Origin of the sequence: Methylocystis sp. Sn-Cys (assembly GCF_016745395.1) — a bacterium.
GTDB lineage: Bacteria > Pseudomonadota > Alphaproteobacteria > Rhizobiales > Beijerinckiaceae > Methylocystis > Methylocystis iwaonis.
In genome coordinates this window covers 159,402-173,006 of record NZ_JAERVJ010000010.1, presented here as the reverse complement: position 1 = coordinate 173,006, position 13,605 = coordinate 159,402, and the positions used below count along the sequence as shown (strand labels likewise).

Below are 13,605 nucleotides of genomic sequence, written 5' to 3'. Positions count from 1 at the left end.
CGGCATGTCCAGCATTTTGACTAATCCTTCGTCCTTGCTTGCGCTTCAAATGCTGCGTTCGACCCAGATGTCCCTTGGCGACGCCCAAAGGGAAATTTCCACCGGCCTCAAAGTTTCCGCGGCCTCGGATAACGCCTCGACATGGGCGATCGCCACAACCATGGGCTCGGATCAAGGCGTCACCAGCGTGCTGCACGACTCCTTGGGCGAAAGCGTCTCGATTCTGGCCGTAGCCTCTGGTGCGGTGACCAGCGCTATCTCGGTCATGGACAGCATCAAGAACGCTGTCGTACAGGCTCAGACGCCCGGGGCGGACCTCGATAAGATTGGCTCCTACCTCACTCAGCTTGGCCAGCAGTTGTCGAGCATCGTCGCTTCTGCGTCGCTCATGGGCCTCAATCTGCTCGACGGTTCGACCGCCGCGGCCGGTAAGGTGAGCTTCATTACGTCCTACAAGAACAATGGCGGCGCCGCGCCCTCTCAAACCGGCACGATCGACTTGCTCACGACGGCCCTCGTCAGCTCCGGCGCGGGGTTGCTGGAATCGGCGCAGGCGATCGGCGCCGTCACGGCGACCGACTTCACCAACCTCAACGCCGCGAATATCGGTTCGGCCGTGGCCGCCGACACGCTTTCCAACGCGGATTTGGTCATCGCCAAGCTAGCCGATTACGCCTCGCAGATCGGCGCGGTGCAGTCGCGAGTCTCGTTGCAAATAACATTTACGCAGTCGCTCCACGACGCCCTGAAGACGGGAATCAGCTCTCTTGTGGACGCGGATATGAACGAGGTTTCGACTCGACTCCAGGCCCTTCAGACCCGGCAACAGCTTGGCGTTCAATCCGTATCGATCGCCAATCAAAACTCCCAGCTCATCATGAAGCTGTTCCAATAACACAATCTGATCTTTTATCCCGGCCCGAAAGCAGAAGTTTGCCTCGATGGAACAAGTTTCGCTCGTCTTGGACAATCTAAAGAGCCTCGGAAGCAAGAAGCTGGCGGCTCTCGCATTGGTGTTCGGCTTGATTGTCAGCGTCGTGCTGGCTGGGACCTATTATCTGTCGCGACCCAACGAAGAGACCCTCTACGCCGGCCTCGATCGCGACGACGTGAGCAGGATCGGCGCCGCTTTGAAGGAGATGGGCGTCACATTCGACGTCAATCCGGAGGGCACCGCCGTTCTGGTCCCTTATGGACAGACAGGCCGCGCGCGCATGCTGTTGGCCGAGCGCGGCCTGCCGCAGAGCGCCAACGCTGGATATGAGCTGTTCGACAAGGTCGGCGCTCTGGGCCTGACGTCTTTCATGCAGGAGGTCACGCGCGTTCGAGCGATCGAAGGGGAGCTTGCTCGAACCATCCAGTCGATGCGGGGCGTGAAGGCCGCGCGCGTCCATATCGTCATGCCCGACGAAGGTTCGTTCCGCCGCGCCAAACAACCCCCATCTGCATCGGTTGTGATACGGACCGAAGGTCCGGACGACTCGAGCGCCGCGCATGCCATTCGCCATCTGGTGGCCTCTGCGATGCCCGGCATGTCGATCGACCAAGTCACGGTGCTCAACACCGATGGAATGATCCTCTCCGCCACAGACGGCGATCCGTCGGAAGCCGTTCCGACCAAAACGCTGGCGCTCGAGAAAAGCGTCGCAAAAGACATTCAGGACAATGTTCGACGCACATTGACTCCCTATCTGCGTCTTCCAAATTTTCAAGTGAGCGTGCGCGCGAGGGTGAATACCGATCGCCGCCAAACCAATGAGACGATCTACGATCCCGAGTCGAAGGTCGAGCGTTCGACGCGCACGGTGAAGGAGTCGTCGCTCTCGCAAAACGCCAGCAACTCGTCGCCCACAACTGTTGAAAGAAACGTCCCGCAACCGCCGCAACAAAGCGGAGACGGAAAGCAATCCAACGACGAAAACAAAAAGCACGAGGAACTCACCAATTACGAGGTTTCGACGAAGACCGTCACGACGGTCAGCGGCGGTTACACGGTTGAAAATCTGGCGATCGCGGTTTTGATCAACCGGGCGGCTCTGGCGGAGGCAGGCAAGCCGGCGCCGAGCGCGGATGTGATCGAGCGGCAGGTGAAGGAAATCGAGCAGATCGTGGCGTCCGCCGCTGGCGTCAGAAAAGAGCGGGGCGACGTCCTGAAGGTTTCGGCCGTCGAGTTCACCTTCAATGAGCACGAGATGAACCCGGTCGAGTCGCCTGGGATCATCGAGACTCTGAGTCACTACTTTGGCACGATGATCAACGCGGCCACGATGCTCGCGATCACCGCAGCCCTCGTCATCTTCGGCCTCATGCCGGCAACGCGCGCCCTCCTCGCCGAAGCGCCCCAGGTCAATTCCCTTCAGTCTTCTCCATTGCTCGGAATTGAAAGTGAAGCAGCGGGGGACGAGGATGAAGGTCTGCTCCCGCAGATGAACGCGCCGACTCTGGCGTTCGACTCTGATCTCGAACCCTTCGCCGGAATTGGGGGAATGGGGCGCGTCTCGTCGCGCCAAAAGCTGGAGCAGCTCATCGAAATAGATGAAATGCAGGCCGCTTCGGTTCTGAAACGGTGGATGCGATCGGATGAAGCGGCATGATACAGCTTCGCCCGATCGGGTCCTATCTTACCAACTTCGACGCTGGGATGGCGGAGGCCGAACAGGTTTTCGCGATTCCAGAGGCAGCGCCCATGTTCGCCCTGGAGGCCGACACGCCGCCCAGCGAAGATCTCCTTGCCGAAGAAAGGGAAAAGGCGAGGGAGGAGCTGCGAGCCGAACTCGAACGAGAATACGAGGCGAAGCTCGAAGAGGAACGGCAGGCGTTCGAAAAAGAGCGTGAAGCATTCGACCAGCGGTTGGAAGCCCTTCGAGCCACATGGGCGGAGGAAGAAGGAACACGAATCGCGCAGGTGATCCAACACGACATCGAATCGTGCCTCGGGAACATTCGTGACGCGCTCGGGCATATATTGACGCCATTCCTGACACACAGTGCGCTCACGCGTTCGCTGGAAGACTTTATCGAGACAGTGCGTTCGGCCGCTCTGGACGAGGCAAATCCGCTCGTCGAACTGCACGGACCGCCCGACCTGCTCGACGTCGTGAAAGAGCGCTTGTCCCGAGAACAGATATCGTTGCGCACGGTCGAGACGGACGGCGTCGACATCGCAGCGAAAATAAACAGCACGCTTATCGAAACGCGCATGGAAGAATGGGTCCGGCGTCTGCGCAATGGAGAATAACCGACAATGAGCCGCGAAGACCCGAATGACGTGATTATTGTCCGCAAGCGGCACGGCGATGGCGAAGAGGATCATCACGGCGGCGTTTGGAAGCTTGCCTTCGCGGACTTCATGACGGCGATGATGGCGTTTTTTCTCGTGATGTGGCTGATCAACTCCACCACGAAGGAGACGAAAGCGTCGATTGTCCAATATTTCAATCCGGTGCAACTCGTCGACTCGAAACCCGCCAAAAAAGGTCTTCAAGATCCCAAGGATAGTGGTCAGGGCTCGAGCATGCAGCGTACCGTTGAGGACAAATCTTCAAATCAGCGGCAGTCGGGCCAGGATACGGCGGAGGCGGACGCCGCCTCTCTGCACAAAGATCCGATCAAGGCGCTCGATGCGATCGCCAAGCTCGATCCCCCTCCTGGCGCAGGGGCCGGATCACCCGGCAATACGCTGCCTGATCCATTCGATCGTATGGATCAGCGGGCAATGCCCGACGAGGCCGCTGCGAGCGCGCCGAAATCGAGCCCGCAGAAAAAAAGCGATGCGCAAGAACGACAAAACCAACCCGCTACCACCACTCCAACCAAGGCCGACGCCAACGCCAACGCCAACGCCGCAGTCGGGAGCGCGATCGAAACGGTCATCAAGGCCGAAGCGCAGGGAACGCACGCGGTCCCGAAACTCGAGGTGAAAGGCGTCGAAGACGGCGTGTTGATCAGCCTGACGGACGACGCCAACTTTTCAATGTTCGACGTCGGTTCGATTAAGCCGAAGCCGCAGTTGGTCCGCATTCTGCAAAAAATCGGCGGCGTTCTGACAAAGCGCCCCGGCAATATAGAAATCGGCGGCCATACAGATGGACGCGCCTACAAGTCTGGGTCGTATGATAACTGGCGATTATCCGCCGATCGCGCCAACATGGTCCTTTACATGCTTGTGCGTGGCGGGCTGCCCGAAGCGCGCGTGACGAGAATTTCCGGCTATGCCGATCGACGCCTGAAGACGCCTGAAGCGCCGCTCGCTCCAGCTAACCGCCGCATCGAAATCCTTCTGCGTGGGGATCGCAATTGAAGCTCCGCCGGCTCCTCGCATCGTTGTCTATAGTCGCGCTTAGTTGCACGGCAATACAGGCGCGCGCATGCGACCTCGTCGGTAGCGTATGGGAGTTGATAGAGGGGCAGGACCGCGTTGTCGCTGGCGAGACCTCGCGTCAAGCGAAGATAGCGCCGCGAATCGAGGCCTGCATCTCGTCGCTTTCGGCCGAGAATTGGAAAGAGCTGCGAAATTACCGGGCCGCAGTCATTTATGTGTTGGCTGGCGGCGGATCGGCGCGCCTTAAACGACTGTTGCAGGATCACACGATCGAGGAGAAAGACCCGCCGCTTCTCTCAGCGAGTCTGGCTTTTGCCGACGGCGATCGGCAGAACGCCACGAAACTGATGACCCCGCTGGACGTAAGAAGCTACCCTCCGATCCTCGCGGGGCACTTGGCGCTTGTCAGAGGAGGGTTGTTGATCGGCGTCGACAACAAAGAAGCCGCGAGGTCGTTGGCCTATGCACGGCTGGCGATGCCGGGGTCTCAAGTCGAGGAGGCGGCGCTGCGCCGTGAAATAGCGATAAGCGATCCGAGCGTCGAGATGGACCGGTACTTGCTGCTCGCGAGGCGTTACCAATTCGTCTATTCGCATTCGCCCTTTGCTACGAAATATTGGCAGGCGTTAACCGGGGCGCTTTCCAAGATGGGCTTGGGAGGGCATCTGGCGGAGCTCGAAGAATTATTTAAAGCGGCGCCTGCTGGCTATGGATTCGAACTCCACGCTGCGCTCGCTCGTACGAGCATTCAAATGTCCCGACCGGACGTTTTGAAGGCGCAAACACAGGCCGCCGCGGTTTTCGCTGAAAGCGCACAGGCGAAAGAGCGCATGAAGCTCTATCAGGCGGCCCTTCGCGTGATGGGCGGCGATTCGCCGCCAAGCGATTCTGATCTCAAAGACGTCGACGCTTCTTACTTGAATAGAGAAGAAGCCATGATCTTGAAGACGCTTCGGAGCGTTGGCGCGAGGCTTGGAGCTGGGGACGAGCCTGCACCCGCGCAAGCGGCGACGGCGTCTCACGACCGAGACGACACGCCGCAATTTCAGAACTTGGAACAGTCGCTCGAAGACTCGGGAAAACTCCTGGAAAGGGCGGGCCGCTAATGAACTCGTTGACCATGCAACGGACCACTCTACCGGACAGCGGCATTGCTTCGACGATGAACCGTCGCGAGCCGTCCGACTCGAATGGAGCGCAGGCTTCGACCTTCGAGGCGCAAGTCACCGCGCTCCATAACGACGCGAGCGCAGAAAAGGCGCAAGAGCCCTCACATGGCAATGCGCGCGTTAGCGAGGGTGGCGACGAGCAGGCGTCGGACCGCCCGGGAACGCCCCGTCCGATTGTCGAAAGCCTGACTATGCTGCGACTATCGCGGTTGCAAAAGGCCGATCAGAACGATCAGCCGGCTGAAAAGGACAAACCAGACGAGGCGGCTGCTTTTGAAGCAACCGGCGGAGAGGCCGCCAGTTGGCCGTTGAGCGCGCTAGGCCCCAGCCAATTATCAGCGCTCTTCGCCGGATTTGGAAAAACCAGTGACGCTGGGGCTCCCGGCGATTCGGGTGCAACGGCGTCTGGCGTCGAAGCATCTGGTTCGATGATGCTGGACGAGCTTGCGGCTCTTTTCCCCGCGATGCCCATTGTGTCGGGCAATCCTTCGCTTCCGACTCTGTCGCCGGCGATGGCTGACGCGGCCCAATCGGCTGCAAACACTGAAGAGCCGCCAAAGCTCGGGGCGATTGAATCAGCGAACGCTTCTCTCTCAGTAGCGACAACGGCGCCCAAGCGTATGACACTCGAGGATTTCATCGCGCGTTTGCCAGATGATCTGGCGCAGGCGCTCTCCGGGAAGATCGTCTCTTCGCAAGGCGCGAACGCGGAAGGCGCGTCGCTCGCCGGCGCCTCGACGTCCGCTCTAGCCGCGACGGGAACGGAGGAGTCGACCGCGTCACCAAAATTGACGATCGTGTCGCTCGCCACGCATCTCCCAGTTACGCAGACGCCAGTTTTAGCTATGGAGGGCGCCTCCGTCGGAAACGCGGATTCTATGGACGCGCCTCCTTTTGCGGGCACCGATAAATCGAAGGAAGAATCTGTTTCCGCCGCTGCGAATGACGCTTTTGGTCTGCAGCTCGAATCGCCGAACGCGGCGGCAACGCCATTGTCGGTTGGTTCGCCCGCCTCCGAAGGCAGTTCTGTGTCTCGCAGCGTCTCCCAAGCGACAGCTCCGGCCTCCATCAAAGCAATAAGCGATCACGCGAAGGATAGCCCTACAAAAGTTCTGACGTTCCAATTGGAGCCCGAAGATCTCGGCGCCGTCACTGTGAGAATGCAGCTCACGAAGACACGCGTTTCCTTGAAGATCGACGTGAATTCGGCGGCGGTACAAAACCTTTTGACGCAGTCTCGGGATCAACTCTCTCAGGCGCTGAGCGTTTCCGGCCACTCCGTCGACGATATAGCCATCAGGGTCAGCCCCGCTCCCGTTCCGTCGGATACCATGAACGATGCGCGCCAGAATGACTCTCAGGCGCCGTTCGATCAACGAGGCGAAGGGGGATCATTTGGCGAGAACGATGGCGCGGGAAACAATCGGGATGGCCAAAGCTTTTCACGCGCGCCGCGAAAAGACCAGTCCCAGGAACATGGCGCCGTGGCGCGCGATAGCGGCGCTTCTGGCGCTTCCGGCGTCTATCTCTGACGCACGAGCGGACGTTCGGTCCGGAACGCCCAGCAATGTGTGCGAGCGCGAGATGATTCGCGCCGCCCAAGAGCATAACGTACCGGTCGCGGTGCTTTACGCTGTCGCCTTAACGGAGACCGGCCAAAAAGGCGATCTGCACGAATTCGCGATGAATGTGGGCGGACGCCCGGTTTTTAGTCCCTCTCTACCGGAAGCGGTCGCTGTATTCGAAAACGCTCGCGCCCGTGGCGTCAAGCTGATCGACATCGGCTGCATGCAAGTCAATCATCATTATCACGGCCGCATGTTCAAGTCTGTCGAGGCGATGTTCGATCCGCGTCAGAATGTCGATTATGCGGCCACGTTTCTGCGCGATTTATACCGAAGCGAAAAGACCTGGACGAGCGCCGTCGCGCGGTACCATGCAGGGCCAGGCAATGCGCCTGCTCAAAAAAGCTATGTGTGCGCGGTTATCGGAAATATGATCGCCAGCGGATTCGGTTCCTGGACAGAGCAGTCGAAAGCTTTCTGTACCATGGTTCGCAGCGAAATGGCTTCACGGCGTTTTTGACGCCGTGAAGGAATAGCTTTCCAATTATTGCACGACGATTTCAGCCTGCATCGCTCCGGCGTTTTTGATCGCCTGCAGGATCGAGATAATATCGGTCGGCTTGAGACCGATCTGATTGAGCCCCTTCACGAGCGTCTTTAAATTTGGCCCCGCGAGGGTCGCGACCTGCCCGGCCGGTTCGGAGGCCGTTACCGCGGTCTGCGACGTCACGACAGTCTGCCCATTCGAGAAAGGCGCCGGCTGCGACACTTGCGGCGACTCTGTTACGCGGAGGGTGAGACCGCCATGCGTCACGGCAACGGGCGAAATTTGAACATCGGCGCCGATAACGACCGTGCCCGAGCGTTCATTGATGACAACCTTGGCGGGCGTGCTCGGAGATACGTGAAGATCGCCGATTTCTGCGAGGAAACGCGTTGCGTGGACGCCGGGAGGAAGTCGAAGGGCGACAGTTCGATTGTCGCGTTCGACGGCTGCAGCCGCATGATAGCGCCGCTTGGTGAAATGATTGATCGCATCTGTGATCTGGACGCTGGTGGCGAAGTCCGGGTTGTGGAGTTCGAGCGCAAGCGTGCCGTCGCCTGAACTCGGCCGTGGCGGCTCCTTCTCGATAGTCGCGCCATTGGCTATTCGCCCAACCGTCGCGACGCCATGGGTCAGCGTTTCATTTTGGCCCGACACAGCGAAGCCTGATACGGCAAGCGGTCCTTGCGCAATCGCATAAACGGCGCCGTCGACGCCGGTCAAAGGCGTCAGAATTAGCGTGCCGCCCATGAGCGACGATGCATCGCCGAGCGAGGACACCGTCACGTCGAGCGTCGTGCCCCAAGCGGCAAAGGGCGGCATTGACGCAGTCACCATGACTGCCGCGAGATTCCTCGTGCGCATGAGGTTCATTTGCGGCGGACCGCCTGGAGTATTTGGGCCGTTATTGAGATTGACGCCCATGCGGCTGAGCATCGACGACAGGGACTGCTCGGTGAACGGCGAGTTCCTCAACGTATCGCCGGTACCCTGCAGACCCACGACGAGGCCGTAGCCAACAAGCTGGTAGTCTCGAAGACCGTATGTCGAGGTGATGTCTTTGATTCGCACTCCCGCGAGCGACGTCTCCGAAGCGAGCAGAAATACGCCCAGCACGAGCCAATGACGCTTCATCCCTCGTTGACCTTTACAGTTCCATCGGGCTGAACGACGCCGACGACGACCAAGTTGCTATCCTGGTTGCGCACGCGAATGAGATCGCCCGCTGCGCCAGCCTGCATGGCCATTCCGAGAGCAGTGATCGTTAGCCCATCCTCGGAGAAAACAATTTTGACCAGCGTTCCGATCGTGATCAGGCGCGGGTTATCCACTGCGATCGTGAGAATGGGCTGACCGGGCAATAGGGTTCGTCGCGCGATCTTGCCGACGAGATCCTTTCGCGATTCGACGACGCCGCGTCGCGCCCCCGCGTCCAGCGGGGCCTCCATGTCGTCCAAAACACTGTCGTCGAGCCGGTCTCCCGGATAGATCGTTACTCGAGGCGTGGGAATGCTCCTTTCCGACGCCAAAGATGACGCAGCGCAAAATTGCCCCGCCGCGGCGGCCACGGCGACAGCAAGCATGAATCCCCGGGGCCGCGTCGCCATCAACGAATTCCCTTCGTGATCGTGCCAGCCATGTCATCGACAGTCTGGATGACCTTGGAATTGAGTTCGAAAGCGCGCTGGGCCGAGATCATGCTGACCAGCTCTTTCACCGGATCGACATTCGAGCTCTCGACATAACCTTGCGCGATCACGCCGTAACCGATGTCGCCCGGGACACCCACGACGGGCGTGCCGGAGGCAGCGGTTTCGCGAAAGAGATTGCCGCCGAGCGCTTCGAGACCTGCGTCATTGGGGAATGTTGCGGTCGTAAGCTGCCCTAATTGCTGCGGCGCCGTTTGGCCGGCGACGACCGCGGTGACAAGGCCGGATTGTGACACCGAAACGCTTACGGCGTTGTTCGGGATGGTGATTGTCGGAGACAGCAGATAACCGTCGACCGTCACAAGCTGGCTGTTCGCGTTCGTGCTGTAGGAGCCGGAACGCGTATAGAGAATCTCATTGTTCGGGCCGGTGATCTGAAACCAGCCGGATCCGTTGATGGCAAGGTCGTAGCTGTTGCCAGTCTGAGAAAGAGGGCCTTGCACCTGGAGACTGCGAATCGCCGCCAGCCGCACGCCGAGACCGGTCTGCGATCCTTGCGGCACGATAGCATCGCGCCCCCGGTTCGATACGCCCTGCAGTCTTTCCGCTTGATACAGCAGGTCGGTGAATTCCGCGCGAGAGCGTTTGAAGGCGGTCGTATTGATGTTTGCAATGTTATTCGAGATCACCTCGATGTTTTGTTGCTGCGCGCTCATTCCGGTCGCCGCAATAGCAAGGGCCCGCATTTTGAAACTCCTCAGATCGCCATTTTGCTGATTTCTTGATAGGCGTTCACGGCCTTATCCCGTACCGCGATCATTGTCTGGAGCGAGCGCTCAGCAGCCATTACTGCGTCTACGACTTGCAGCATAGAAGCCTGACCGTGAATCCCGGCGATCGCTGCCGATTCGCCATTCTTGATCGTATCGGCTCCTTCGTTAGCCAATTGTTTCAGCACGTCGCCGAAAGACACGTCCGAAGATGCGACCTTCGTCGATTGTGCGAAGGAAGTCGCACGTTCGACGGCCTTTGTCCCGTAGGAGAGGCTGAGGGCGGAAATCTCACTCACGAATTATCCTTTCAGGAGATCGATCGTCATAGAAAGAAGATCGCGGGTTTGTTTCATGGTCTGAAGGTCGGCTTCATAGGCGCGATTCGCTTCGCGCATGTCCGACATTTCGACGATCATGTTGACGTTCGGTAGCGTAACATTGCCGTTTGAGTCAGCCGCCGGATTGCCTGGGTCGTACTCGACATTGAAAGGCGAACGATCGACGCCAACTGCGCTCGTTCGGACGAGGGCGACGCCAGAGGCGCGATCGAGCTCGCTGTTGAATGTGACGGTCTTGCGCCGATACGGGTCTGCGCCGGCCGTTTTTCCGCTCGACAGGGCGTTGGCCAGATTTTCCGAAACGACGCGCAGCCTGGTCGACTGAGCGGCCAGGCCCGATCCGGCGACTTTGAGCGAGGCGAAAAGCGGATCCATGGGACTTACCCTTTGAGGCTCGAAAGCCACATCGCGTGGAAGGTCTTGAGCACGTTGGTATCCATCGAGAAGTTGTTGCGGACGTCGCCGGCCTTGATAAGCTCGGCCTCGAGAGAGACGTCATTGCCGGAGTGTGAGACTTCCCACGCCTCGCCGTCCTTGGCTGACACGGATTCTCCCGATGGCGTGATCGATTGATGCGATGCGCTTGTCGTCGCCATTTGAAGGCCGGCACTTTTATCGAGCACCTTGGCGAAATCCGAAAGATCCTGGGCTTTGTATCCAGGCGTGTTGGCATGCGCGATGTTTTGCGAGACAATCGATTGCCGGGCCGAGAGCCACCCCCTCTGGAGGTTCAAGAGGCCGAAGAGATGAACAGGCTCCATATCGCTCTTTTCCTTTCGTTAAAGAATTTATCCGGCATCGCTTGCGTCGGACTGAACTGAGCAATTGATAGAGAATGGAGCCTTATGACAGCCGACGCCGATCGACTTTCGTCGATCGGCGTCCGTGTTCATCTTGGGGAGGTCGGCCTATCGCTCAGGCCGCACGAGCGTCGGTAACATGGGGTGCCACACGAGGTTCGGCACCCGAGGTCTGCTCATTCGACACCCGGCTCTCGATGGCGGCGTCGAGCTTTTGCTGGAGCGTGTGCGCCGCAGTCTCGCACGGAGCTTGCGCGACGTCGTATATCTCATTCATCTGCACGATAAAGCGATCAATGGCCTTCAGTGCGCGATACTGAGGAAGATTACCCAGCTCAGTCAACATCTGAGCATGTATTGCCTTCAATTGCGTCATCGTCTGCATCACGCGGCTCCTTCAGCGGTAACGCAAAATTAATCGCCGCACCTAACGCGAGGCTTGCCACAACGGTTGAGGCTGATGGACCATGCAACCCGCAACGCTCGCGCTTTTCCGCTCGCATGGAATCATGCGAGCGATGAAAAAGCGCGAGGGTTCGAAAAGTTGGGCTGCACTCTTTTTGCAAGAGTCTATGCACTTTGCGGAATGCGCTCTAGCGGGGGATCTCGTCTTTCGGAACGAAAGTGAGGTTTTTGACCAAGGTTTCTTTGATTCGCGTGTTTCCAAGGCGGGCGTTCACATTGGCGGTGATCTGCTTCGTCAGTGAATCGATATCCATCTTTTCGAGCTTCGCGAAGTCGATCTTGGTGTCCGAATAAATAAGCCGGAAAGCCTCATCCATAAGAAATCCTTCGGGGTCGATTTCGCCGCTCCCGTGGCCCTCACTCGCCTCCATAACAAACATGAATTCGACGGAAACATATCCTCTGAGCACGCCATTAGAGATGACGGGCACGGAAATGGGTTTAACTTTTTTCGTCTCCGTTTTCACGGGATGATCGGCGGCGGCCGGCGTGCTGGTCCGATGCGCCTGCCAATAGGCGCCGCCATAAGTCGACGCCAGAGCGACGAGGCCACACCAGAGGCCCACCAGCACTGTGCGGATCATCCGAGCCTCTGGGTCGCCCGGAGGGAGACGTGACGGCAATAGGTGCCGTCGGACTCTTCAGCGCGGATCGTATCGATTATCAGTCTCGAAATTTCCGACGCGGCCTGCAGATGCTGCTTCAAGACTTCGCCATTCTGCGCCAAGCTTTCGTTGAGGCGTTGCAGAGCCGAGAGTAATTGTGGCGAAAGGGATGCGACGCTTCGCGACACGACCATGAATTCCAGCAGCGCATGATTCTTTTTTGAATTGAAGTTTTCGAATTCGACCTTATCTCCGGCCAATAGCGCTTTTGTCTCCGCGCGCGCCAGAGCATCCATCCGCTCGATCCACCGCATGAGAGCAGCTTCGGCTGGTGAGTGTTCCACAAGCAAGTCCCAACGCCCATTGTCTGGCTGAGATAGAGAGTCGTTCACGAGTTTACGTGGCCCCAAGTGAGTATCGAACAATCTAGGAGGTCTTCGAGGGCGCGATCGGTTGCGCCGAGGATGGCGACGAAATTTTCGCGTCCAACATCTTGTTCAAGCCGATAACGCCGGAAGCCGCGAATTTCGCCGAAAGTTGCTCCGCCATCATCGAGCGCCACACGCCGCCAGCGACGCCGGAGCCGAAGTTTTCGTCGTCTTTCGGAAGGAGCGCCTCAAAAAATGTCTGAAGCACCAACGCTTCGAACTTCTTCGCGGCGTCCGCAGCGGAATTGGCTGCGGCGGGCGCGACGGCTGCCCCGCTCGCTGGCGTCTGATAGGCTGCACGGAGCCCCACGCCGGCTGCGCGCCAATTCGAAGAAGAACCGGATACATTTGCTTTGATGGGGTTTTCGCTGGAGAGCGACGCAAAGGAAACCGATGGCGCGTTGGCTGCGGCTTCGAGGCGGCGCAGAGCAACCTGCTGACGCCGCGGGTCCGCCGCTTTTGCGACGTCGACGATGAGATCCGTCGATGGAAAGATAGACATGCCACGTCTCCGGAATTTTCGAAAAGATATGATATTGTATGTGACTTACTCGACGCTGGCGTCGCGGGGCGTCGAAAAGCGCTCCAAAATTGCCGAACGCTCCCTTTCGCTTTCCTTACGCGTCGCCTTGTCATCAATTCGGTCGGCGTATTTATCGATACGTTTGATCTGCTGTTTGAGAATTAAAGCCGCATCGCGGCGGCGGGCCAATTCTGATTCGAGCTCCTCACGCTGTCGGGAAGCTTGGCGCAGGCGATCTAGGACGAGCGTCGAAAACGCCATCGCGGTTGGATCGTCACGCTCCAACATCCGCTGGAGGTCGCATATTTGACTATCTGTTTCCTGCAATCGCTTCTCGACCGTGGCGCAGTTAGCCGTTTCCGCCATCAAGCGGCGCTCCTGCAGAGCGAGCAATTTCGCGATACGCCGTTGTTTCTCCCGCAAGG

At 58.8% G+C, this 13,605-nt stretch carries 18 protein-coding genes; 7 read left to right on the top strand and 11 right to left on the bottom strand.

What is annotated here, in order from left to right; all coding sequences use genetic code 11:
* The first annotated feature begins 4 nt into the window (after positions 1 to 4).
* The 7 genes from JJT62_RS17705 to JJT62_RS17675 all read left to right on the top strand — a co-directional run bounded on the left by JJT62_RS17705 (position 5) and on the right by JJT62_RS17675 (position 7,575).
* Complete coding sequence (locus JJT62_RS17705; protein WP_202074105.1) at positions 5 to 895, top strand: flagellin; 891 nt, start codon at positions 5 to 7, stop codon at positions 893 to 895.
* Between the two features lie 46 nt (positions 896 to 941).
* A complete protein-coding gene (fliF, locus tag JJT62_RS17700; RefSeq protein ID WP_202074104.1) occupies positions 942 to 2,594 on the top strand; it encodes a flagellar basal-body MS-ring/collar protein FliF in 1,653 nt (550 codons plus the stop codon).
* On the top strand, positions 2,591 to 3,238 hold the full coding sequence (locus JJT62_RS17695; protein WP_202074103.1) for a hypothetical protein: 648 nt from the start codon (positions 2,591 to 2,593) through the stop codon (positions 3,236 to 3,238). The genes fliF and JJT62_RS17695 overlap by 4 nt, the downstream gene beginning before the upstream one ends.
* A 6-nt stretch (positions 3,239 to 3,244) precedes the next feature.
* On the top strand, positions 3,245 to 4,300 hold the full coding sequence (locus JJT62_RS17690) for a flagellar motor protein MotB (RefSeq protein WP_202074102.1): 1,056 nt from the start codon (positions 3,245 to 3,247) through the stop codon (positions 4,298 to 4,300).
* Positions 4,297 to 5,427: a hypothetical protein gene (locus tag JJT62_RS17685; RefSeq protein WP_202074101.1), complete on the top strand. Its 1,131-nt coding sequence runs from the start codon at positions 4,297 to 4,299 to the stop codon at positions 5,425 to 5,427. The genes JJT62_RS17690 and JJT62_RS17685 overlap by 4 nt, the downstream gene beginning before the upstream one ends.
* A gap of 254 nt (positions 5,428 to 5,681) precedes the next feature.
* Complete coding sequence (locus JJT62_RS17680; RefSeq protein ID WP_210340716.1) at positions 5,682 to 7,022, top strand: flagellar hook-length control protein FliK; 1,341 nt, start codon at positions 5,682 to 5,684, stop codon at positions 7,020 to 7,022.
* A 52-nt stretch (positions 7,023 to 7,074) separates the two neighbouring features.
* Positions 7,075 to 7,575, top strand: a complete 501-nt coding sequence (locus tag JJT62_RS17675) for a transglycosylase SLT domain-containing protein (protein WP_202074099.1) — start codon at positions 7,075 to 7,077, stop codon at positions 7,573 to 7,575.
* Positions 7,576 to 7,599: 24 nt separating this feature from the next.
* On the opposite strand, the gene JJT62_RS17670 is transcribed toward JJT62_RS17675, so the two are convergent.
* From JJT62_RS17670 to JJT62_RS17620, 11 genes are all read right to left on the bottom strand, one after another.
* Positions 7,600 to 8,733: a flagellar basal body P-ring protein FlgI gene (locus JJT62_RS17670; RefSeq protein WP_202074098.1), complete on the bottom strand. Its 1,134-nt coding sequence runs from the start codon at positions 8,731 to 8,733 to the stop codon at positions 7,600 to 7,602.
* Positions 8,730 to 9,206, bottom strand: coding sequence for a flagellar basal body P-ring formation chaperone FlgA (flgA, locus tag JJT62_RS17665; protein WP_202074097.1), 477 nt, complete (start codon positions 9,204 to 9,206; stop codon positions 8,730 to 8,732). The genes JJT62_RS17670 and flgA overlap by 4 nt, the downstream gene beginning before the upstream one ends.
* Positions 9,206 to 9,994 (bottom strand): flagellar basal-body rod protein FlgG, encoded by a 789-nt coding sequence (gene flgG / locus JJT62_RS17660; protein ID WP_202074096.1) that lies wholly within the window; start codon positions 9,992 to 9,994, stop codon positions 9,206 to 9,208. Before flgG ends, flgA begins: the two co-directional genes overlap by 1 nt.
* Positions 9,995 to 10,005: 11 nt before the next feature.
* On the bottom strand, positions 10,006 to 10,317 hold the full coding sequence (locus JJT62_RS17655; protein WP_202074095.1) for a flagellar hook-basal body complex protein FliE: 312 nt from the start codon (positions 10,315 to 10,317) through the stop codon (positions 10,006 to 10,008).
* 3 nt (positions 10,318 to 10,320) lie between these two features.
* Entirely contained in the window at positions 10,321 to 10,734 is a 414-nt protein-coding gene (gene flgC / locus JJT62_RS17650; protein WP_202074094.1) for a flagellar basal body rod protein FlgC, read from the bottom strand.
* Positions 10,735 to 10,739: 5 nt separating this feature from the next.
* Entirely contained in the window at positions 10,740 to 11,120 is a 381-nt protein-coding gene (locus tag JJT62_RS17645; RefSeq protein WP_202074093.1) for a flagellar basal body protein, read from the bottom strand.
* A 154-nt stretch (positions 11,121 to 11,274) separates the two neighbouring features.
* Positions 11,275 to 11,544, bottom strand: coding sequence for a hypothetical protein (locus JJT62_RS17640; protein ID WP_202074092.1), 270 nt, complete (start codon positions 11,542 to 11,544; stop codon positions 11,275 to 11,277).
* A 208-nt stretch (positions 11,545 to 11,752) separates the two neighbouring features.
* The gene (locus JJT62_RS17635; protein WP_202074091.1) at positions 11,753 to 12,208 is read right to left on the bottom strand and encodes a flagellar basal body-associated protein FliL; all 456 of its coding nucleotides are present in this window, start codon (positions 12,206 to 12,208) and stop codon (positions 11,753 to 11,755) included.
* Positions 12,205 to 12,525, bottom strand: coding sequence for a hypothetical protein (locus JJT62_RS17630; RefSeq protein ID WP_202074090.1), 321 nt, complete (start codon positions 12,523 to 12,525; stop codon positions 12,205 to 12,207). Before JJT62_RS17630 ends, JJT62_RS17635 begins: the two co-directional genes overlap by 4 nt.
* 130 nt (positions 12,526 to 12,655) lie before the next feature.
* Entirely contained in the window at positions 12,656 to 13,159 is a 504-nt protein-coding gene (locus JJT62_RS17625; RefSeq protein ID WP_202074089.1) for a rod-binding protein, read from the bottom strand.
* 45 nt (positions 13,160 to 13,204) lie between these two features.
* Entirely contained in the window at positions 13,205 to 13,603 is a 399-nt protein-coding gene (locus tag JJT62_RS17620; RefSeq protein WP_202074088.1) for a hypothetical protein, read from the bottom strand.
* Positions 13,604 to 13,605 lie beyond the last annotated feature (2 nt).